18 protein-coding genes and 1 tRNA gene are annotated in these 22,324 nt (G+C 57.4%); 11 read left to right on the top strand and 8 right to left on the bottom strand.

Annotated features, from left to right (window positions below; translation table 11 throughout):
* The first annotated feature begins 165 nt into the window (after positions 1–165).
* From ACSSVV_RS04930 to ACSSVV_RS04915, 4 genes are all read left to right on the top strand, one after another.
* Positions 166–1,440, top strand: coding sequence for a M48 family metalloprotease (locus ACSSVV_RS04930; protein ID WP_031211286.1), 1,275 nt, complete (start codon positions 166–168; stop codon positions 1,438–1,440).
* Between the two features lie 159 nt (positions 1,441–1,599).
* Positions 1,600–2,145 (top strand): hypothetical protein, encoded by a 546-nt coding sequence (locus ACSSVV_RS04925; RefSeq protein WP_031211289.1) that lies wholly within the window; start codon positions 1,600–1,602, stop codon positions 2,143–2,145.
* Positions 2,145–3,332, top strand: coding sequence for an iron-containing alcohol dehydrogenase (locus tag ACSSVV_RS04920; protein ID WP_023011093.1), 1,188 nt, complete (start codon positions 2,145–2,147; stop codon positions 3,330–3,332). Before ACSSVV_RS04925 ends, ACSSVV_RS04920 begins: the two co-directional genes overlap by 1 nt.
* A gap of 174 nt (positions 3,333–3,506) precedes the next feature.
* Entirely contained in the window at positions 3,507–4,277 is a 771-nt protein-coding gene (locus ACSSVV_RS04915) for a substrate-binding periplasmic protein (protein ID WP_011784557.1), read from the top strand.
* A gap of 7 nt (positions 4,278–4,284) precedes the next feature.
* Here the strand turns inward: ACSSVV_RS04915 and ACSSVV_RS04910 are convergent, their stop codons facing one another.
* Positions 4,285–6,771 carry an ABC transporter permease gene (locus ACSSVV_RS04910; RefSeq protein ID WP_023011095.1) on the bottom strand — a complete coding sequence of 829 codons (2,487 nt, stop codon included), beginning with the start codon at positions 6,769–6,771 and terminating at the stop codon, positions 4,285–4,287.
* Positions 6,771–7,490: an ABC transporter ATP-binding protein gene (locus tag ACSSVV_RS04905; protein ID WP_081698857.1), complete on the bottom strand. Its 720-nt coding sequence runs from the start codon at positions 7,488–7,490 to the stop codon at positions 6,771–6,773. The genes ACSSVV_RS04910 and ACSSVV_RS04905 overlap by 1 nt, the downstream gene beginning before the upstream one ends.
* 61 nt (positions 7,491–7,551) lie before the next feature.
* Here ACSSVV_RS04905 and ACSSVV_RS04900 point away from each other — a divergent pair, with 61 nt between their 5' ends.
* Positions 7,552–8,193 (top strand): arylesterase, encoded by a 642-nt coding sequence (locus ACSSVV_RS04900; RefSeq protein WP_022992546.1) that lies wholly within the window; start codon positions 7,552–7,554, stop codon positions 8,191–8,193.
* Positions 8,194–8,197: 4 nt separating this feature from the next.
* Here the strand turns inward: ACSSVV_RS04900 and ACSSVV_RS04895 are convergent, their stop codons facing one another.
* Complete coding sequence (locus ACSSVV_RS04895) at positions 8,198–9,163, bottom strand: YheT family hydrolase (protein ID WP_227499530.1); 966 nt, start codon at positions 9,161–9,163, stop codon at positions 8,198–8,200.
* A 73-nt stretch (positions 9,164–9,236) separates the two neighbouring features.
* Here ACSSVV_RS04895 and ACSSVV_RS04890 point away from each other — a divergent pair.
* Positions 9,237–9,312: transfer RNA gene (locus ACSSVV_RS04890), tRNA-Asn, on the top strand.
* Between the two features lie 51 nt (positions 9,313–9,363).
* Here ACSSVV_RS04890 and ACSSVV_RS04885 read toward each other — a convergent pair.
* Positions 9,364–10,653 carry a M18 family aminopeptidase gene (locus tag ACSSVV_RS04885; protein ID WP_022992548.1) on the bottom strand — a complete coding sequence of 430 codons (1,290 nt, stop codon included), beginning with the start codon at positions 10,651–10,653 and terminating at the stop codon, positions 9,364–9,366.
* A 114-nt stretch (positions 10,654–10,767) separates the two neighbouring features.
* Between ACSSVV_RS04885 and ACSSVV_RS04880 the strand changes: the two genes are divergently transcribed.
* Both ACSSVV_RS04880 and ACSSVV_RS04875 read left to right on the top strand, forming a co-directional pair.
* Positions 10,768–11,250, top strand: coding sequence for a hypothetical protein (locus ACSSVV_RS04880; protein WP_014421807.1), 483 nt, complete (start codon positions 10,768–10,770; stop codon positions 11,248–11,250).
* Positions 11,251–11,357: 107 nt separating this feature from the next.
* Positions 11,358–11,960: an outer membrane beta-barrel protein gene (locus ACSSVV_RS04875; protein ID WP_022992549.1), complete on the top strand. Its 603-nt coding sequence runs from the start codon at positions 11,358–11,360 to the stop codon at positions 11,958–11,960.
* On the opposite strand, the gene rlmKL is transcribed toward ACSSVV_RS04875, so the two are convergent.
* Positions 11,948–14,125, bottom strand: coding sequence for a bifunctional 23S rRNA (guanine(2069)-N(7))-methyltransferase RlmK/23S rRNA (guanine(2445)-N(2))-methyltransferase RlmL (rlmKL, locus tag ACSSVV_RS04870; protein WP_022992550.1), 2,178 nt, complete (start codon positions 14,123–14,125; stop codon positions 11,948–11,950). The genes ACSSVV_RS04875 and rlmKL overlap by 13 nt on opposite strands.
* Positions 14,126–14,446: 321 nt before the next feature.
* Here rlmKL and rmf point away from each other — a divergent pair, with 321 nt between their 5' ends.
* Entirely contained in the window at positions 14,447–14,659 is a 213-nt protein-coding gene (gene rmf, locus ACSSVV_RS04865) for a ribosome modulation factor (RefSeq protein ID WP_011784548.1), read from the top strand.
* Positions 14,660–14,832: 173 nt separating this feature from the next.
* Here the strand turns inward: rmf and ACSSVV_RS04860 are convergent, their stop codons facing one another.
* Positions 14,833–15,855, bottom strand: a complete 1,023-nt coding sequence (locus ACSSVV_RS04860) for a quinone-dependent dihydroorotate dehydrogenase (protein ID WP_454105666.1) — start codon at positions 15,853–15,855, stop codon at positions 14,833–14,835.
* Positions 15,856–16,259: 404 nt separating this feature from the next.
* Between ACSSVV_RS04860 and ACSSVV_RS04855 the strand changes: the two genes are divergently transcribed.
* On the top strand, positions 16,260–17,423 hold the full coding sequence (locus tag ACSSVV_RS04855; protein WP_014421812.1) for a cation diffusion facilitator family transporter: 1,164 nt from the start codon (positions 16,260–16,262) through the stop codon (positions 17,421–17,423).
* Between the two features lie 9 nt (positions 17,424–17,432).
* Here ACSSVV_RS04855 and ACSSVV_RS04850 read toward each other — a convergent pair whose 3' ends face one another.
* Complete coding sequence (locus tag ACSSVV_RS04850) at positions 17,433–18,932, bottom strand: RimK family protein (RefSeq protein WP_022992552.1); 1,500 nt, start codon at positions 18,930–18,932, stop codon at positions 17,433–17,435.
* Positions 18,933–19,134: 202 nt separating this feature from the next.
* Between ACSSVV_RS04850 and rimI the strand changes: the two genes are divergently transcribed.
* A complete protein-coding gene (gene rimI / locus ACSSVV_RS04845) occupies positions 19,135–20,250 on the top strand; it encodes a ribosomal protein S18-alanine N-acetyltransferase (RefSeq protein WP_031211292.1) in 1,116 nt (371 codons plus the stop codon).
* Here the strand turns inward: rimI and uvrB are convergent, their stop codons facing one another.
* A complete protein-coding gene (gene uvrB, locus ACSSVV_RS04840; protein WP_023011096.1) occupies positions 20,251–22,308 on the bottom strand; it encodes an excinuclease ABC subunit UvrB in 2,058 nt (685 codons plus the stop codon).
* Between the last annotated feature and the right edge of the window lie 16 nt (positions 22,309–22,324).

The raw sequence follows: 22,324 nt of genomic DNA, 5'->3' as shown, positions 1-22,324 counted from the left end.
GGTGGTTAAAAAGCCTGGATTGGGGAGATAAATGGGGCGATAACTTCCGTTATGATACGCCAAGGGGCGCGCTCCGGCCACTGTCGGCCGGGCGGGGCCGACGACGGAAACCGGTCTGTGCTATAAACTTACCCCAACGCTAAGGAGCCATAAGTGAGACCCGGAATGTTGACCAGATATCTAGCAATAGCGGCAATCGCCCTCGCCCTGACCGGGTTGGGCGGATGCTCGGTGAACCCGGTAACCGGGGAGAAGCAGCTGTCGCTGATTTCCGAGAACCAGGAGCTGGCTCTCGGGGCGGAACAGTACACACCCACGCAACAGACCCAGGGCGGCCGCTTCTATATAGACCCGGAGCTGTCCATTTATGTGCGTGATGTGGGCCAGAAGCTGGCGCGCGTGAGTGACCGACCAGACCTTCCCTATGAGTTTGTGGTGCTCAATAACAGCGTACCCAATGCCTGGGCCCTGCCCGGCGGCAAGATAGCCATCAACCGGGGCCTGCTGGTGGAGCTGGAGGATGAAGCCCAGTTGGCATCGGTGCTGGGCCACGAGATTGTTCATGCGGCGGCCCGCCACAGCGTGCAGCGGATGCAACAGGGCATGTTGATCAGCGCCGGGGTGGCCGGGCTGGGATTCGCCCTTTCAGACAACGAGTGGGCCGGGCTGATCATGGGGGGTGCGGCTCTGGGTGCACAGCTGGCACTGGCGCAATACAGCCAGGGGGATGAACTGGAATCCGATGCCTACGGTATCCGATATATGAAAGAAGCCGGCTATGATCCGCAAGCTGCCGTGGAGCTGCAACAGCTGTTTCTGAAGTTATCCGAAGGGCGCCAGAGCGGATGGCTGGATGGCCTGTTCGCTACACACCCGCCCTCTGCAAAACGGGTTCAGGAAAACCAGGAACTGGTGCAGAAAATCGGTGCCGGTGGTTATCGTGGCCGGGACGTTTACCAGCGCCGTATCGCAAAGCTCAAGGAACTTCAGCCGGCCTACGATGCCCACGATGAAGCCATGAAGCTGGCGTCGGAAGGCAAGTTTGAAGCGGCTCTTGATCAGGTAAACAAGGCCATCAAGCTGGAGCCCCGGGAAGCCATGTTCTTTGCCCTGCGCGGCCGAATCTATCGCGGCATGGAGCAGCCGGAGAAGGCCAAAGCCGACTTTGACAAGGCCGTATCGCTCTACCCGGAGATGTTCCAGTATCAGCTGTACAGCGGTTTGAACGAACTGGAGCTGAACAACCTTGGCAAGGCAAAAACCCATCTGGAGAAAGCCAATCAGGTGGTACCGACTTCCATTGCCTATCTCCGCCTGGGTGATATCGCGCGGCAACAGGGCCAACGCAGGGAGGCAGTAGCCTATTACTCCACCGCCGCTGAGGCCGGTGGTGATGTGGGTGCTGAAGCTCAGCGCAAGCTGGCCGAACTCAACGAATAGCTGTTTGCAGTGTCAAAAAAAGCCGGGCGCCAATACGCCCGGTTTTTTTATGGTTGTCACATTTGCTGACCTGACACAAAAACCGCGTCAACGATTGCATTGACTTCTAGAGCAATAACTCTAAAAATCAGATTAACCAACAACAATCGGATGGCGACCATGATCGTAAAACGACTTCAGCCAATGATGTCCCACGCACGACGCAGCTATGTTGAGCTCATGTTCCAGGTGATGGGGCGCGCACTGCAGGCAATCAGCGAGGTGGATGAAGCCACCCGCAACGAAACCTGCGAACTACCGGAGGGCTTCCTGTTCGAGATGCAGGTTATGCCCAACGGGCCAAAACTCATCGTTGAGCACACCGGCAACGGTAAATTGCTCTTCCACGGGGATGAAGCTCCACGCCCCGTTGACCTCTCGATCCAGTTCAAGCATATCGCCCATGCCTTCCTGGTACTGTCGTTTCAGGAGAAGACCTCCGTTGCCTTTGCCAACGACCGCATGCTGGTGGATGGCGATGTGAGTTACGCGGTGCGGATGACACGGGTTCTCAACCGACTGGAATCGTTCATCCTGCCCCGGCTGATCGCCGAGAGGGCAGTCAAGGAATATCCGACAACCATCAAACTGCCCGAAAAGCTCATCAGCGCCGCCCGTATTTATCTGAAAGTCGCCACCCAATTCGTCGAGACAGTGAGAGCATAATGACCAACAAATTCTACGAGTTCTTCTGCCCGGTAAAAGTGATTGCCGGTAAAGCCGCGCTGGAGCACATTCCCTATGAACTGACAGGCCTGGCAGCCAAACGGCCCATGATTGTGACCGATAAAGGGGTGCGCGCGGCGGGCCTGCTCGACCCGGTGATTGCCGCTTGCGAAGAAAGCGGACTGGAAATTGTCTCCATCTACGACGATGTGCCGCCGGATTCCTCCACCTCGGTGGTGAAAGACATTGCCGGCGTTTACCGTAAGGAAAAGTGCGACTCGATCATTGCAGTGGGCGGAGGCTCCGCCATTGATACCGGCAAGGCGGTGAATATTCTGGTGTCTGAAGGCGGCGACAATATTGCCAAATACAGTGGTGCCGGAGTTCTCAAGCATCCCCTCAAGCCGTTCTTTGTTGTACCTACCACCGCAGGTACTGGTTCCGAAGTGACCTCGGTGGCGGTCATCACCGATGAGAAAAAAGGCGTAAAACTGCCGTTTACCTCATCATTCCTGCTGCCGAACGCGGCCATCATCGACCCGCGTATGACCCTGACCCTGCCGCCCCACATTACGGCAGCCACCGCTATGGACGCGCTCACCCATGCTACGGAAGCGTTCACCTGCATGGCCAAAAACCCCCTGAGCGACGCGTACGCCACGGCAGCAGTCAAGAAGGTGAGCCAATCCCTGCTTTCAGTCATGGATAATCCGAAAGACAGTGATGGCCGACTGGAACTGGCTCAGGCGTCAACCATGGCGGGCATTGCCTTTTCCAACTCCATGGTGGGCCTGGTCCACTCTCTGGGACATGCTACCGGAGCCATCTGCCACCTGCCCCACGGACTGTGCATGAGCCTGTACCTGCCCTATGTGCTTGAGTTCAACCTTGAGAACATTCGGGAGCCTTTGGGCGAGTTGCTGCTGTACCTGGAAGGTCCGGACGTCTACTCCGCCACCCCTGCGAGCCGACGTGCCGAGGCCAGTATTTCAGCCATTCGAAAACTGCGGGATGCCCTCTACAAGCGCTGCGAACTGCCCCGGACGTTGAAAGAAACCGGCAAAGTACTGGAAAATCAGCTGGAAAGCATTGCCAAGCTGGCCCTGGACGACGGCTCGATCATGTTCAACCCCCGGGAAGTGAGCCACGAAGATGCCATGGCGGTGCTTCGTCGCGCCTGGGCCTGATACCTCGGAGGCATATCTCGCCCCGGCCCTCTCTGGCCGGGGTTAGCCTAAAGTCAGATTCACAATGATTGAAATAAAATAGTAAGAAGGTAATATTTAGCGGGCATTCTGGCAGGGAGTTGGCCGGGTATCGATATAACCAGCGTATGGGCCTGTCCTATCCAGAGTTCCGCCATGAAGAAACTCCTTTTCAAGCTCTCCTTTACCGCGATCCTGTTGAGCCTGCTAACCACTTTCAGTGGCAATGCCGCTGCCGAAGTGGACAATCAGGAGCGGGTGTTCCGCTTCAACATCTCTCCTAACGGGTACCCACCTTATCTGATCGTTGATGGCAGCAAGCCCTCCGGTATTATGTGGGACGTGGTAAACCTGATTGTCCCCCGCCTGGGCTACGACGTGGAACCGGTAAAAATCCCCAGAAAACGGGTAGACCCTATGCTTGCCGACGGCTACATTGACGGCACGCCAAGGGCCATAGAGTGGACGGAAGAGCCGGAGAAGTTCCTGTTTACCGACCCGGTTGTTCACGTGGAGGAAGTATTCTTCTTCCCGAAGAGCTCTGAGCTTGAATACAAACACCCCGCAGACCTCTACGGCAAGACGATTGTCACGCCACTGGGATACTACTATCCCTTTCTCGAGCCCTATTTCAAAGATCATCGCATTAAGCGATTTGACGTCTCCAGAGATCGGGAGATTTTCACCTTTGTGCTGCATGGCGAGCAGTTTCACGCAGCGCTTGCGGATCGGTTGGTCGGGCAATGGATTCTCAGGAACGAAGGACTGACCGAGCACTTTCGCTCTTCTGTGGAAGGAATCAGCCAGTTCGGCTTCCGGATCATGCTGCGTAAAGACTGGAAAGCGTTTGCCGAGGCTTTCAACCAGGAGCTGGCAAATATCCAGGAGAATGGCGAACTCGACGCCATTCTCTCAAACTATCGCTAAAACCCGATCACTCGAGGCGACGAAGCAGTAGCATCGGCGATACGCTAAGCACTGGTCGTAATTGCCAGCGGCCAAACAACGCCAACAGAATGGCTGCAATCAGCGGTACTGGCAGCATCACCTGCCAGTGCCAGCGGAAAGTGCCCTCGAACATTCCGGCCTGAAGCGCATATACCGCCCCTTCCGCCGCAATCACACCGAGCGTGCCGGCAAAGAACCCCAACAGTGCGAATTCCAGCATGGTACTGCGTGCCAACAACGACTGCTGGCCGCCCAGGGTTCGCAGCAACGCCCCCTCCCTCTGACGATCCCGCAGGGTGGCACTGACAACCGCTGCCATCACCACCAGGGCGGCCGCGAGAATCAGCGCCAGAATTGCCTCAATGGCCTGAGTTACCTGCTGCACAATCTGCTGGATGCGATCAATGATATGGTCTATCTCCAGCACCGAGACCGTCGGGAACTGGCGCGAGAAGTCGTTAAGAGCCAGTTTATTGTCCGGGTTCAGATAGAACGCGGTAATCCAGGTGGCGGGCATGTCAGTCAGACCGCCATCGGGCGGGAAGGCCATGTAGAAATTGGGTTTCATGCTGTCCCACTGCACGGTACGAATACTCGTTACCGGCTCGGTCACCTTGCTGGAGCCGATGGTGAAGGTCAGCCGATCACCCAGCTGCAAACCGAGTTTCTCCGCCAGCTCAGCTTCTACCGAAACCCCCTCGGTTTCGCCCGGCCCGAACCACTGGCCATCCACAATCCGGTTGTCTTCCGGCAGCTCCGGCATCCAGGTCAGATTCAGCTCCCGGTTCAGCGCACCAACCCGCTCATCCTTGCTGACCGCTTCTTTCACCGGCTCGCCGTTCAGTTCGGTCAGGCGACCGCGAACCATCGGATAAAGCGTCTCCAGGGGCGCGCCGCGAGTGGCCCAGAATTCCTCAACATCATCCACCGCATCCGGGGCAATGTTGATCAGGAAATGGTTTGGCGCGTCGTCCGGCAGCTGGGCCTGCCAGTCGTCCAGCAGGGAGGAACGCACCAACACCAGCGTAGCAGCCAGCATAAGCGTCATGGCAAAAACCGCCATCTGCGCCATGCTGGCACGTCGGTGCCGATATAAGCCCACCAGGGCCAGGCGCCAGGAGTTGCCGCCACCCTTCACTCTGCGCAACAGGGCGACCATGCCCCACCCCAGCAGACCGAGCACACCCAGCAGCAGTACCAGCCCGCCCAAAAGTGCGGCCACCAGCATCAGCTCGCCGGCGTACATCCATACCAACCCAAACACGGCGACCACCGCCAGCAGGATATCCGGAATGGCTTCCCGGCCGGTTTCGCCGGGCTGGGAGCGTAATACCCGCATGGCGGGAACATTACGCAGGCGGCGAATGGGCGGATAGGCAAACGCGAATAGAGAAACCAGTGCCGTTAACAGGGCGGGCGTTAACGCGGAAGGATCCAGGTAGAAATCAACGGGCCGTTCCAGCAGGTCGCTCAGCAAACGCACCAACAGCCAGAACAATGGTAACGCCACTGCCAGACCACCCAACACGCCAACAACACCCCACAGAGTGAGGCGGCGCAGGTAGAGCTCACCAATGCCCCGGCTGGATAATCCAAGGGTTTTCAGCAATGCCACCGTGTCCCTTTGAGACAGAGCGTATTGCCGGCTGGCCACCGCTACGGCTACCGCCGCCAGCAACACCGCAAGACTGCCACCCAGCAGCAGGAAGCGTTCGGCCCGCTCCAGGGAGCGCGAGAAGGTTTCACCGTCTCTGACCCCTTCCCACTCGTGACTGGGCTCCAGCTGTGGTTCCAGCCACTGGTAATAGTCTTCAAGCACACCTTCGGCGCCGGCAAACAGGTAGACATATTCCACGCGGCTACCTTCCTGGACCACACCGGTGGCGGCAACATCATCCACATGCATCATCACCCGTGGCGCCAATGATGACAGCCGGAAGCCCCCATCCGGCTCGCGGATCAGCAAGCGAGTAATTTCCAGCTTCAGATTGCCGACTTCCAGAGTATCGCCGATGTCCAGTTCGAGCAGACGCAGCAACCGTGGATTCACCCACACCTGGCCGGGGCCGGGGCCCTGACTGACAATCTGTCTCGGCTCTTCAGCACCGGGCTGGATCTCGATTTCGCCGCGCAACGGATATTCGTCACTCACCGCCTTGACCGAGACCAGCTGAAATCCGCTTTCTCCGAAGACCATGGTGGAGAACTCCACCATGCGCCCGGTTTCCAGGCCTCGGGACTGGGCATTCTCTAACCATTCCTGTGGGATCGGACGGCCGTTCTCGGCTTCCAGTTGCCGATCTGCCGCCAGAAAAGAACTGGCAGACGATACCAGGGTACGCTGCAACTGGCTGGCGAACAGCGCAATTGTGGCTACGGTGGCAACAGCAATAATCAGCGCAACCAGCACCACACGAACATCGCGCTCTCGCCAGTCTCGGCTCACGGACATGAGTTTGTTGGAGGCTCCCATCAGTGTGCCGGCTCCCCGGCCAGATCCGGCTCAGTCAGCATGCCCGCCTCGATGTGCAGCTGCCGGCCGCAACGTTCGGCAAGGTGTTCATCATGGGTAACCATCACCAGTGTGGTGCCCTGCTCCCGGTTCAGATCCATCAGCAGGTCAGACACCGCCTGCCCGGTCCGGTTATCCAGATTGCCCGTGGGCTCATCTGCAAACAGAATGGCGGGGTCGGATGCAAAGGCACGCGCAATCGCGACCCGCTGCTGCTCGCCACCGGACAACTGACGAGGGGTATGGTTCAGCCGTTCACCCAAGCCGACCCGTTCAAGCAGCTCTCTGGCCCGCTGCTCCGGCGCTTCCATGCCGGCCAATTCCAGCGGCAGCATGACATTTTCAAGCGCGGTTAATGCCGGCAGCAACTGGAACGACTGGAACACAAACCCGACCCGGCGGGCCCGGAGCTTGGCACGCTCGTCTTCACTCAGCTTGCTGATTACCGATCCATCCAGCTCTACGGTACCTTCGGTGGGCGTGTCCAGGCCAGCAAGCAACCCAAGCAGCGTGGTTTTACCGGAACCAGACCGACCGACAATGGCTACGGACTCTCCCCGATTGATTTCCAGACTGACCCCCTGCAAGATCGTGAGCGTATCGGTTTCCAGGCTGACCCGATGGGTTAGATCAGACACCCGCAACATCGGGCTGCTATCGGTTTTACTGAGATCCGTCATCTGGTTCACGGTTGCTCCGTTGTCTGTATTGTTGAATCTGTAAAGGGTATATGAATTTACTATGCATACGATATCGCTGTACGTCAGATCAATCGCACTCTCGGCCCTGCTTCTTATCGCCCTGCCTGTTCTGGCCAGCCAGAACACGGTGCTGGTACTGGGCGACAGCCTGAGTGCCGCCTATGGCGTACCCTCGGAAACCGCGTGGGTAGAGCTGCTGCGGGATCGCATCGAGAGCCAGGATCTGGACTGGACCGTAGTAAACGCCAGCATCAGCGGTGAAACCACCGACGGTGGCCTGCGGCGCCTGCCAGGCCTGCTGGAAGCCCACGACCCAACCATTGTCGTCATTGAGCTGGGCGGCAATGATGGTTTGCGAGGCTTCCCTCCCAACGTAATCGAATCCAACCTGGCGAACATGATCGAACAGGTGCGTGATACCGGCGCCACCCCTTTGCTGGTGGGCATGCAGATCCCGCCTAACTACGGCCAGCGCTACACCACCATGTTCGCCGATATCTTTCCGACCCTGTCTGACCGCTACAATACCGTTCTGGTTCCCTTCTTCCTGGACGGTATCTACGATCAGGACGGGTTGATGCAAGGTGATGGCATTCATCCGACGGAAGAGGCACAACCCCGGCTGCTGGATAACATCTGGCCAAAGCTGGAACCGCTGCTGAACAAACAGGCCAGCAGCTGACGACTCAGATTACCTGCCGGACAAACCCTAAAGCTCGGCGTTCAGACCAGTAGTAACCGTCCCGGGCATGTTGGACAAACCCCACATGCCCACCCCACTTCGGGATTTCCATCTGGACGTGATGTCCCAATACCCGGCGACTGTCCGGAAAACAGCGGGCCGAAAGGAACGGGTCATCTGCTGCATTCACTATCAGAGCTGGCACCCGGATATCACTCAACCGGAACAGAGCAGAACACCGGGCCCAATAGTCGGCCGCGTCCTGGAATCCATGCAGTGGTGCCGTATAGCGATTATCGAATTCGTGAAAACTTCGGATTTCCTCGAAACCCGTGACATCAATCAGATCAGGGAATCTGTCCGCTTTTTCCCGCATCTTGAGGTGCAGATCCGTCAAAAACCGTTGCATGTAAATACGCCGGCTGGGTCGCGCCAGCACGTCCGCGCTGCCCGCCAGGTCCAGAGGCACCGAGTAGGCCACCGCACCACTGATACGGCTGTCCACATGCTCCCCCTGCTCACCCAGGTACAGCAGCGTGAGATTCCCACCCATACTGAAACCTGACAGGAAGAGGTTCTGATACCGCCGCCCCAGCGCGTGACTGACGACGGCATGCAGATCCGAAGTGGCGCCACTGTGATAGAAGCGCGGCTGTTGGTTCATCACCCCGCCGCAGGACCGAAAGTTCCATGCCAGCACATCCCAGCCGTCGGCCATCAATGCTCTGGCCAGACCCAGCACGTAGGGCCTACGGCTGTGGCCTTCCAGCCCATGGGATATCACCGCCAGCCGGTCACTGCCCTGGCGATACCAGTCCAGATGCAGTTCGTCGTCATCGTCGGTGGCCAGTATGTCGGTTTCCGGTTCCGGCAGGGTCACTTTCCGGAACAGGGTCGGCCATACCGACTGGACGTGGCCATTACGCAACCACACCGGCGGACGATAGGGTTCAAGCTTAGCTCTGTGCAAATTTTGACCTTTCATTTCAGGGGGTTGACGAACCTGATTAAAGTACTTAATATGCGCGCCACATTGATGCTGTTCCCCGATAGCTCAGTTGGTAGAGCAACGGACTGTTAATCCGTTTGTCGCTGGTTCGAGCCCAGCTCGGGGAGCCACTTATTCCGAAAGGCCGCTGATCAGATATCAGCGGCCTTTTCTTTTGGGCCTCAGAAAACCTCGGCCCGCTGCATGAACTCCCGCAACACCTGGAACAGCGTATAACCATCCCGTGTACCGATCATTTCACGAATCGAGTGCATGGCAAACTGGGGTACGCCGATATCCAGCGTGGTCACGCCAAGATTTCCCGCGGTCAACGGCCCGATCGTGCTGCCACACCCCATGTCACTGCGCACCACAAATGTCTGGTGCGGCAACCCCAGTTCATCGCTGATGTGGCGATAGAGGGCGGCGGAACGACTGTTGGTGGCGTAACGCTGATTGTGGTTTACCTTGATGACCGGCCCCTGATTCAACAATGGCCCATGATTCTCATCATGTCGGTCTGCGTAGTTTGGATGAATACCGTGGGCGTTATCCGCAGAAATCATCATGGAACGAGCAATGGCACGGCTTTTCCCGGCGCCACACCAGCGGTCCAGCACCGCCGTGAGAAACGGCCCCTGGGCACCTTCGGCGGACATACTGCCCACTTCCTCATGGTCATTGCAGACCAGTAGTGCCGGCTCGTCACCAGAGGTTTCCAGCAGGGCCTGCAGGCCGATATAACAACTGAGCAGATTATCGAGCCGTGCGGAGGCCAGGAACTCTTCACGCAGCCCCACCAGAGCTGCACCCTGTGCATCGTAAAAACTCAGCTCATAGCCCAGAATCTTGCTGGTCTGCAGCCCGGATTCTTTGGCAATCTGCTGTTTCAGCAACTCGGCAAAGGTGGTGGTATCGGTTTCCGGTACCTGCATAACCACCGGCGGAAGATCGGTCTGGGCATTAACGGTGCGACTGCTGTTCGCCTCCCGGTCCAGATGGATGGCCAGGCTCGGAATGATCGCCACCGGCTTGCGGAAATTCACCAGGGTGTCCCGTACTTTGCCGTTGTCGTCCAATACCGTCACACGGCCGGCCAAAGAAAGATCCCGGTCAAACCAGGGGTTCAGCAATACGCCCCCATACACTTCCACACCCAACTGGAAAAAGCCCTTGCGGCGAATCTCAGGGTTCGGTTTGACCTTCAGGCAGGGGCTGTCGGTATGGGCTCCCACCATCCGGATGCCGGAACTGACCACATCCTTGGTGCCGGTACGAAAGGCAACAATAGACGAGCCATTACGGGTTACGTAGTAGCCCTGCCCTGGCTGCAACGACCATTCTTCGCGCTCGTCCAGCGGTTGAAATCCCGCTGCTTCAAGACGCGTTTTCATGGTATTGACCGCATGCCACGGAGTCGGCGAGGCATTCAAAAACTCAATCAAGTCTTTATTGAATTCAGTGTGTTCCATGATCTTCCTGATTGCATGATAATGGCGGCTACAGTATGGCATGAAGCCGCGCCGGCTCCTACCGGGTACGCTGCGCACCGCCATAAGCACTCACCGAAGATTCCGGAGTTCACTGTGTCACTACCCCGCTTTCTGGATATCGAATACTGCCAGACCGACGACGCCCTGTTTCCCACGGCCATCGCCTGGTCCCTTGCAGACGGCCAGATGAAAACCGTGGTAATTGCACCGGAGGATGCCTGGTTGCCCGAAGATGGCGACCTGGGCGATGTAGACCTGCTGTATCTGGAAGAACAGGGGGTCCCCCTGCTGGAACTGGCCAGGGAGCTGCACGAGGATCTGCCGGACCAGACCGTATACGTGGATGGACTGGATCCGGACGAAATCCTGATAGACCTGATCTTCAGTGCCGTTCGCCAGGAGGCCCCGTTTGAAATCGCCCCCATTTCCGAGCTGATTACCGGCCTGGACAGCGAAGCACTGGAAGACCGCCGCCGGCAGTTGCTCTTTGATGAAGGGCTTGAACCGCAGCTGCCGGAAAACGGCGTATATTCCCTGCTGTTGCTGGCCCGTGAGGAAGGCTACCTGGAGGATTGAGGTCCGGCCCCTGATCACGGGGAACTGTGACATGAGTCCGCGTAACATTGCGTTACACAAGGCAGAATCGGGCGTCAGTACCGTTACTGACAGGAAGCCTGATAATAATGAACAAGGTCACACCCCGTTTCCTCACATCCAGCCTGATAGCGCTTGGCCTGTTTTCTTGCGCCGCCTTTGGCCAGGAGACCCCTCGCTCCGATAAACACTATGTCGGACTGTTGGCGACAGCCATTGAACACCGCTCCATCGGGCAGTCCGACGAGGATGGCTGGGGCCAGGCAGCGACACTGGTGATTGGCGGCCACCTGAGCGACCTGATTCATGCAGAGGTGAGGCTGGGGGGCGGCTTGGCAGACGCCGAGATTTCCCGTGGCGACCTGAGCCTGGCCGTCGACTACTTCGGCAGCTGGTACATGGGCCTGCACTACCCCATCGGTGAGCTTGGCAATGTCTATGCCCAGGCTGGCTTTACCCATGTCAGCGGGGAGGCAACCCTCGACAACCGGGATGCCGACGCCAATGCCCAGTTTCGGGATATCGAGGGCGATTACCCGAGCAGCAGTTTCAGCTTCAGCTGGCTGGCCGGCCTGGACCTGGAACTGATGGATAACACCTACCTGGTTTTCGAGGGCGGCAAGCTGTTTGAAGACACGGACACCAGCGCCAATGCCTTCCAGTTCTCCTCAGGTATCCGTTACGAGTTCTGATGCCGGATATGCCAGCACCGATGGATTTTGGGGTTGCGCTGAAAATCCTTGTCCAGAGTGCTGGCACTCACCTCTTTCACTTCAAACTCTGACTCCAGCGCCTCATCCAGCCTGAACTTACGGAAGTTATTGGAGAAAATCAGCAGGCCATCACTGGACAGTCGTGCCATGCACTGCCGCACCAGATCGGCATGATCGCGCTGAATATCGAGAACGCCAGCCATCCGGGCTGAGTTTGAGAAGGTGGGCGGGTCCATGAAAATCAGATCAAAGGTCTGATTCGCGGTTTTTCGGTCTGCCAGCCAGGCCAGACAGTCTGCCTGTTCGACGACATGCTTGCGCGGATCTGCCGAGTTGAGAGCCAGGTTATCCTGAGCCCAGCTGACGTAGGTTTTGGACATGTCCAGGCTCAGGGTGCGGCTGGCTCCGCCAACCGCTGCGTGCACGGTCGCTGCGCCGGTATAACAGAACAGGTTCAGAAAACGCTTGCCCCTGGCATGTTGCTGGATCCAGTAACGTACCGGGCGATGATCCAGGAACAGGCCGGTATCCAGATAGTCTTTCAGGTTCACCTTCAGGGCGCAGCCGTGCTCGTGCACGTTAAAGTACTCGCCGGTCGCCGCCTGTTTTTCATATTGCCGGGTACCGGTCTGGCGCTGACGTTGCTTGCACACCAGATCCTCCGGCGCGACCTCAAGCACTTCCGGGATCACCGCCATGGCTTCGGCAAGGCGCTCTCTGGCTGCCTTTTCGTCAACTGATTTCGGGGCGAGGTATTCCTGAACATGTACCCGCCCCTCGTAGATATCGATCGCCAGGGCATATTCCGGCATATCGGCATCGTATAGGCGGTAACAGCCAATGTTCTGCTTCCTGGCCCACTGGCCAATCGTTTTCAGATTCTTCTTGAGACGGTTACGCAGCATATCTGCCCGTTCGGCGTTGGCGATGCGAGGCATAATCTGCCCCGGCGCGGCCGGATCACGGGGCGTGCGGGCATTCTCCGGCTGTACTTCGAACAGCAACAGCTGCGCCGGCAGCTTGCCATTGAACAACTTGTACTGCTTGAAGCTTCGCAAACCGAGGGATTTTCCGAACTCCGGCGCACCGGTGAACACCCCCAAGCGCCATCCGGTGAGCTCCCGAGCCACAACCTCTCCAAGGCTCTGGTACAGGGCCGCCAGCTCCTTGCGCTCACTCAACCGCTCACCGTAGGGCGGGTTGGTCAGCGCCAGCCCAGTATCGCTCCAGTCATTCTCGCGAGTGAATTCGGAGATCGGCCTGGCTTCTACACGAACGATACCTTCCAGGCCAGCTCGCAGGATGTTCTTCTCCGCAGTCGCAATCACGCGACAATCCTGATCAAAACCATAAAAAGTGGGAATGCGCCCCTGCTTGCCCTCATGGGCCCGACGCTCCGCTTCCTGGCGCAGCGACAGCCAGAGCTCGGGCTGGTGTCCTGGCCACTTTTCGAACCCGAACCGCTCCTGCTTCCGCCCCGGCGCAATGTCCAGCGCCATCAACGCAGCTTCAACCACCAGCGTACCGGAACCGCACATCGGGTCCACAAAGTCACCACCGTTAGCGGCAATCTCTGGCCACCCTGCCCGCAGCAGCAAAGCCGCTGCAAGGTTTTCTTTCAAGGGCGCGATACCCTTTTCAGTTCGGTAGCCCCGCATATGAAGGCTGTGGCCACTCAGATCAATCCCCAACGACAAGCGGCCCCGGTTCAACCGCGCCGATACCGTGACATCCGGGTCTTTCGGTGCAACCGAGGGCCTGGGTGCACCGGCACCCCGAATGCTGTCAACAATGCCATCTTTCACTTTCTGGGCGCCAAACTGAGTGTTCCGGATGGCTTCGTTCTGGCCAAGAAACGTTACCCGGAAGCTCCCCCCCGCGGGTATATGGGCCTGCCAGTCAAGATCCACGACACCGGCATATAGTTCGTCGGCGCTCCGGGCATCCACATCCGCCACATTCAGAATCACCCTGTTCGCCAAACGGGACCACAGACAGGCCCGATAGCCGTTCTCCAGCTCGCCCTCAACCCAGACACCGGCGGGTGCATTCCGCACAAGGTTCAGGCCGAATTCTTTCAATTCATCGGCCAGGAGGTACTCGACGCCTTTGGGGCAGGTTACGAAAAAGACATGCTTGGACAAGATCAACTCCTGGTTTTCTGAATAGGGCCGGTAAGTTTCCGGAATGGCAGTAAAAGCCTTTTAGCGACTGTCATCGTTATTTCACAAAAATATAAAAGAAGCGCCATATAGATGAAATAAATAGTGTACACCGGCGCGAGATTCGTCTTACCTTGTAGTTGACGCGTCGTTCCGGAGGCCGAATAAAAGTCTCCGTTAACAGGATCCTGACTGCTCTGACCGGAGCTGGCAATAGTGGGTTGTCCCGGAGAGGCTCCCGACTGCCAAGGTCACTGCAGATGTGTACACGCTTGTTCTGTTAATCCATCAGTGAGGAACGGCATGAAAAGACAGAAGAGAGACATGTACGCTCGTGCATTCAAGCGGGGTTATCTCGCTGGCGTGTCCGGCAAATCCAAAGACAGCTGCCCATTAGAACAACCGGAAGTCCGCCAGGAATGGCTGAACGGGTGGCGAGAAGGCCGCACAGATAACTGGGAGGGCATGACCGGCGTCTCCGGCATCCATAAACTGGCCAACGTAACCGCAACATAATGGCCAACCCCGTTTAACCCTGATCTGTTTTTTTCAATTTTTACACACAAATCACAATCAGAGCAGTAACCAGAGCAACCCAAACGGGGCCTCCCGCCCCGTACCATGCGAAAAAGCGCTACGGGGTTTATTCCCCGCAAGGGCCCGCTCAGCGGGCCCACCTTCTTTCTGCCTCAGCTGATTTCTTTCCGGATCGCTTCCACTGCTTCGTTGATCAATGACGGGCCACGATAAATAAACCCGGTATAGATCTGCACCAGCTTTGCGCCTGCGCGAATCTTCTCTGCCGCACTGTCGCCATCCGTGATGCCGCCCACGCCAATAATCGGCAGCCGATCGCCCAGCTCAGCATACAGCCCCTGAATCACTTTCACAGACGCTTCCCGTACCGGTGCACCGCTGAGACCGCCCGCCTCCTGCTCGTGAGCGTGCCCCTTCACCGCCTCCCGGCTGATCGTGGTGTTGGTGGCAATCACACCATCCAGGCCAGATTCGAGCAATGCTGCAGCCACAAAGCGAATGCCCTGCTCGTCCATATCCGGGGCGATCTTTACAGCCACCGGCACATAGCGGCCATGCTTTTGCTCACACGCTGCCTGCTCTTCCTTTATGGCGTGCAAAAGCTGCTTGAGCGAATCGCCAAACTGCAGATCCCGGAGGCCCGGCGTATTGGGAGAAGATACATTAACGGTGATGTAGTCGGCATAGGGGTAAACAGCCGCTATTCCTTTACGGTAGTCCTGTTCAGACTGCTCATTCGGGGTGTCTTTGTTCTTGCCGACATTAATGCCCAGTACGCCCCGGTAACGGCGGTGGCGGACATTGGTAATGAGGTGTTCCAGGCCTTCATTATTGAACCCCATGCGGTTAATGATGGCCTGGTGCTCCGGCAACCGGAACATTCGGGGTTTTGGATTACCGGGCTGTGCCAGAGGCGTAACAGTGCCCACTTCGATAAACCCGAAACCAAGAGCACCAAGAGCATCAATGTGGTCGGCGTTTTTGTCCAGCCCAGCAGCCAATCCAACCGGATTCGGGAATTCCAGGCCCATCACGTTTACCGGGCAAGGCTCCGGCTGTCGGGTAAATGTATTCAGGATGCCCAGTTTTTGAGCAACATCCAGGCTGCCAAGGGCAACATTATGGGCCCGCTCCGGTGGCAATCGGAACAGCAGGTTTCTCAGAAGGCCGTACATCGTCAAACTCCTTTCTCCGGGTGGCAGGAGTATACCGAAAGTTTTCCACACCATCTTGTGTAAACCCCAATTAGTCCCGAAAACCCCGCCCTGTATAGCCTCCCGACGCTTTTCCACGGAATCTGTGGATAACCCTGTTGAAAATTGCCGAGCAAGCGCCCCGACCCCTTGATAACTGCGCCAGCCTACAAATTGATCATTTTTTGATCAGTTATTTTCCCTATATTTATCAATAGCTTAAATAGATAAAATTAACATTTGACGGCTTTGGTAACAAAATGCTAACGGATAACCAATTCGTCATGATGTGCATAAATCGATCACAGCCAGGCCATTAATTCCACCCATTTCTACGGTTATTCCCGTTATACTGCCCTCATCGCGAAAAGCCCGGAGTGAATCCAATGGAACAGCCTGATCAACCCAGCCAGCAGCGCCAGAATAATCTCGAATCCGAGAAGCATGCGGCGACCCGGGTCACGATCATTGGCATGATTCTCGATGCCGTTCTGGGCATCATAAAAGTCATTGGCGGCACTCTTTTTAATTCCCAGGCGCTACTGGTGGATGGTATCCATTCATTTACCGATGTGGCATCGGATTGGGTGGTTCTGGCGGTCATGCGTCTGTCCCGTAAGGAGCCAGATGCGGACCATCCATACGGACACCAGCGAATCGAAACCCTCGGCACTCTGGTACTGGGCAGCATTCTTATTGCCGTGGGCGCGGCCCTGGCCTGGGAGAACATTCTCAGGCTCCTGTCCGGTGAAGCGCAGCTGGTTCCGGGCTGGCCAGTGCTGGTAGCGGCCGCAGCCTCGGTAGCAGGCAAGGAATGGATCTACCGTTATACTCGCCATGTTGGCATGAAAATCCGCTCAGACCTGATCATTGCCAACGCCTGGCACAGCCGTACCGATGCATTTTCGTCAGTGGTCGTTCTGGTATCTACCATCGGTGCCATGCTGGGTTTCGTCTGGCTCGACGTGGTAGCCGCCGTCCTCATTGCAGCCATCATTGTGCACATCGGCTGGAAATTCACCTGGGACAGCGTGAAAGAACTGGTCGACACAGGTCTGTCCGAAGATGATACCCGGATGTTGAAAACCATTGCCCTGGAAACGGATGGCGTGCGAAATGTTCATGAACTGCGCAGCCGGCGGATGGGGCACGACATCCTGCTGGACGTACACCTGGTGGTTCGCCCGGAAATCAGCGTTTCCGAAGGGCATCAGATTGGTATGAAGGTGGTCACGGGCATGCGGGATGCCCTGGAGAACATTCGGGACATCAACTTCCATATCGACGCCGAGAACGATGAAAAAGTGCCCCACGCCACCGACCCGGGGCTACCCGATCGCGAAGCACTTCGTCGCCTGCTGACAGAGAAGCTGGGAGAGCTACCACCACAAAGCCGGCTCCGGCTTCATTACCTCAAGAATCGCATCCACCTTGAAATCTTCCTGGATGAAAACCATTCCGGGCCACACCTGACCACGGAACAGGTTCGAGCGGTTCTGGCAGACTACCCCTGGTTTGGCAGCGTCCGGGTCTGGGTCGCTGCCAACTGACGCGCCGGTTTACCGGCGCCGGTTCTCCTCCATGCGCGACAGGAATTCCTGCATCACCAGGGTATACAGCTCTCCGCCCAGGAACTTGTCTTCCACACCCGAGTCGATACTCGGGTTGTCATTCACTTCAATCACCGCCACCCGATTCCCGGCTTGTTTGATGTCGACACCGTAAAGCCCATTACCGATCAACCGGGTCGAATTCAATGCCGCCTGGATGACATTGCGAGGCACCTCGTAGGTGGGCATGGTTTCAAAACCGCCACTTTCCACTGTGGCACCACCGTGCTGGTAAATCTGCCAGTGACCTTTCACCATCAGATATTTACAGGCATAAATGGCCCGACCGCCAAGCACACCAATGCGCCAATCGTAATCCGTGTAGAAGTACTCCTGAGCCAATACCAACGCAGACTGTTTGAACAGGTCTTTCAGCCCTGCCCGAAGTTCCTTTTCGTCCTTGGCTTTGATCACACCACGGGAAAAGGCGCCATCCGGAATTTTGATGACCACAGGAAAGCCCAGTTCATTACTCACCTGCTGTACCGCATCCTTCTGATCCTTTGAAAGGATCAGCGTTTTCGGTGTTGGCACCTTGTTGTTTTTAAGCAGGTCCGCCAGAAACACCTTGTTTGTACAACGCAGAATCGACACCGGGTCGTCAATTACCACCATCCCCTCGGCCTCTGCCTTGCGAGCAAACCGATAAGTGTGGTGATCAATAGCGGTGGTTTCACGAATAAACAGACCATCATATTCCGGCAGGCGCATGTAATCCCGGCGGGTAATGCGCTCCACGTTAATTCCCAGCTTTCTGCCAGCACGCTCAAAACGCTTCAGGGCCATCTCATCGCTCGGAGGCAACTCTTCCTCCGGGTTCACCAGCATAGCCAGATCAAAACGGTAGCGGCGACGGGTGCGGGGTTTGCGCCAGATCATGCTGCTGAAGCGATCCAGGGCGGCCGCGAACAAATCCTGCTCGCGCTCGTCAAGATCCGCCGGTGCCGCCGGCTTCATGGTTTCGATCTGCCATTGTTTGCGGTGACGGAACACCACTTCCAGAATCGGGCACGGAAACCGCTCGAACAGGGCACGGGCCACGGGCTTCAGGTCCGGATGTTCGGCCTGGCCAAAATAGGTTCGGATTCGTACTTCATGGGTAGCGTCCCGGTCATCGGTGGCGGGATCGATTTCGGAGGCTGATTTTTCCAGCCACTGGATGACACTGCTGTCCAGCTCTTCGAGTTCAAGCGAAAACAGTCCCTTACGGCTCAGGTCGTTAAGTGTCATAACCGATGGCACCACGTGGTGCCCGCGCGCCTCGGCCAGCAACGAACAGTAATAGCCCCTGCTCAGATACCTGGCACTCTGGCACAGGTTTATCACCCGCACGCGGCTGTTAGCCGGGGCGGTGAACTGAAGGTATTGATCGAAAGTAAGCACGTCTTCGCTGGGGTAGTACGGTGCCCAGTCTTTGGCGCGATCTACAACGATGAGCAATCGGGACATAAAGCGGCATTCCTCCCTGAAGGTAGAGCCTGATAATTCCGGCAACAATACGCCCCATCACCTTGCCAGACAATCGCCTGAAGATGCGTGCTTTTACGCATCATCCGCTGCTATGACGGGATGGCATCTGTCTACCATAATAGCGGCAATGAGCGTGCCCGCCAGGCGCTACCTTTTTCTCGTTGACCGGGTTTACCAGACCATGACCGATGTAATGCTCCGCCAAGCCCATGCCAGTGATCTGGATGCCCTCGTTCAGCTGGAGAACCGCTGTTTTACCGAGGACAGAATATCCCGGCGCAGCTTCCGCCGCTTTCTGGAGATGCCCAGGGACCGACTGGTTATCGCCGAATTGAACGGCGAACTGGTGGGCTACTGCCTGGTGCTGATGAATGCAGCCACCCGGCTGGCTCGGATTTACTCGATTGCAGTCTCACCCGTTGCCCGCGGCCGCGGTGTGGGTGAAAGACTGGTCCGTGAGGCGGAGAAGGAAGCGGTTGAGGCTGATCGCATCATCATGCGGCTGGAAGTGCGTGAAGACAACACCGGGGCCATTTCCCTGTATCGTCGGCTGGGATATCGGCAGTTTGGCACCTACCGGGACTACTACGAAGATCACGGCGATGCCTTGCGGTTCGAGCGACGGATTCTCTACTACGAGCCCTCTCGCGAATTTCTTCCGGTGCCCTATTACCCCCAGACCACCGAGTTCACCTGCGGTCCGTCTGCATTAATCATGGCGATGGCGGCCCTTGACGAACAGCAACCAGTAAGCACGCTGGAGGAGCTGAAAATCTGGCGTGAAGCCACCACCATCTTCATGCTGGCCGGGCATGGCGGTTGTGGCCCCCATGGGCTTGCGCTATCTGCCTGGCACCGGGGCTTCGAGGCCAGTGCCTGGATCAGCCAGGAAGGCGCGCTGTTCAAAGATACGGTCCGCAACGAAGATAAAAAGCGGGTACTGGAACTGGTGCACGAGGGGTTCCTGCACGATATCGGGCAGACTGAAATCCAGCTGCATCACGACCCGCTAACCCTGGAGGCAATGGAGAAGGCCCTGCATGACGGGCGCATCCCTGTCATCCTGATCAGCACCTGGCAACTGAACCGGAGCCGGGTGCCGCACTGGGTAACCGTATGTGCCATCGACGAGGATTTCGTGTACCTGCATGACCCGGAAATCGATACCGAGGAAGGGGAAACCGTGGCCGACAAGCAATACCTGCCCATCGACCGACGGGTATTCGACAAGATGTCGCGCTATGGCCGCAACCAGCCCCTGCAGGCGGCAGTGATTGTCGGCCCCAAACGCCACTGATCAGCCGGTCCGCAGGGCCGCTTCCTTCAGTTCCGAAATCTGATCCCGCAGGCGCGCCGCGGTCTCGAAATCCAGATCCGCGGCGGCTTTGTACATCTCGTCTTCCAGTTTCGCCACTTCCTTGAGGACATCTTCCGGCGAGCGATTGCCTACCTTTACGCGATAATCCTCGGCTTCTTCAGCAGCCTTCTGCCCGGGACGCTCCGCTTTGCGCCGGCCACGACCGCCGCCGCCCGCGGCACCCTCCATAATATCCGCGATCTTCTTGTTAAGACCGGTGGGGGTAATACCATGCTCCTCGTTGTGTGCCATCTGCTTGGCACGACGACGCTCGGTCTCATCAATGGCCCGCTGCATGGAACCGGTGATCCTGTCGCCATACAGAATGGCCTTGCCGTTCACGTTACGGGCGGCCCGACCAACGGTCTGTATGAGCGAACGCTCTGAGCGCAGGAAGCCTTCTTTATCCGCATCCAGTATTGCCACCAGTGACACTTCCGGCATATCCAGCCCCTCCCGAAGCAGGTTGATGCCCACCAGCACGTCAAACTCGCCCCGCCGCAGATCCCGAATAATCTCCACTCGCTCTACGGTATCAATGTCCGAATGCAGATAACGCACGCGAATGTCGTGCTCCATCAGGAAGTCGGTCAGATCCTCGGCCATGCGCTTGGTAAGTGTTGTGACCAGCACCCGCTCATTCACCTCCACGCGCTGGTGAATCTCAGACAGCAGATCATCCACCTGGGTAGACGCGGGCCGAACCTCAATCTCCGGGTCCAGCAGCCCAGTCGGTCGTACCACCTGCTCCACCACCTGGCCAGCATGCTCGGCCTCATAATTCCCCGGGGTGGCCGAAACAAAGATCATCTGGGGCGCAATTCGCTCCCACTCCTCAAACCGCATGGGGCGGTTGTCCAGTGCTGATGGCAGACGGAAACCGTACTCCACCAGGGTTTCCTTGCGGGACCGGTCCCCTTTGTACATGGCGCCAATCTGCGGAATGGTCACGTGGGACTCGTCCACTACCAGCAAAGCGTTGGGTGGCAGGTAGTCAAACAGCGTGGGTGGCGCTTCACCGGGATTCCGCCCGGAGAGATAGCGGGAGTAGTTCTCGATACCATTGCAGTAACCGAGCTCCAGCATCATCTCGATGTCGTAGCGGGTACGCTCCTCCAGCCGCTGAGCTTCCACCAGCCGGTTGTTATCCCTCAACTGCTGCAGCCGAACATCAAGCTCCTGCTTGATGTGCTCGACCGCATCCAGCACGGTCTGCCGGGGGGTGACATAGTGGGACTTCGGGTAAATGGTCACGCGCGGCACCCGCCTGAGCACCTCTCCGGTAAGCGGGTCAAAATAGCTCAGGTTCTCCACTTCATCATCGAACAGTTCGATGCGAATGGCTTCCTTCTCGGATTCTGCCGGGAAGACATCAATGACATCGCCCCGCACCCGATAATTGGCGCGATGGAACTCGATGTCATTGCGGGTGTACTGCAGTTCGGCCAGCCGCCGCAGGATATACCGTTGATCCATCTGGTCACCCCGGTCCAGGTGCAGCATCATTTTCAGATAGGATTGCGGATCACCCAGACCGTAGATGGAAGAAACCGTCGCGACAATGATGGCATCCGGGCGCTCCAGCAAAGCCTTGGTGGCCGACAGCCGCATCTGCTCAATGTGCTCATTGATGGAGGCGTCTTTTTCGATAAAGGTATCGGAAGACGGTACGTAGGCCTCCGGCTGGTAGTAATCGTAGTAGGAGACGAAGTACTCCACTGCGTTATCGGGGAAGAACTCCTTGAACTCGCCATAGAGCTGCGCCGCCAGGGTCTTGTTATGGGCCATAATGATGGTTGGCCGCTGGACCTGCTGAACCACATTGGCAATGGTGAAAGTCTTGCCAGAACCGGTTACCCCGAGCAGGGTTTGATGGGCAAGCCCGGATTCAATGCCGTCAACCAGTCCCGCAATCGCTTTGGGCTGGTCACCTGCAGGTTGGTAGGGCGAATCGACGCGAAAAGCCCCTTCCCTCGCACTGGATGCTTTGTTGGCCATATCTGGCGTTTTAACC

This window comes from Marinobacter sp. MBR-105, assembly GCF_053628895.1.
This window is presented reverse-complemented; position numbering and strand designations above follow the sequence as displayed.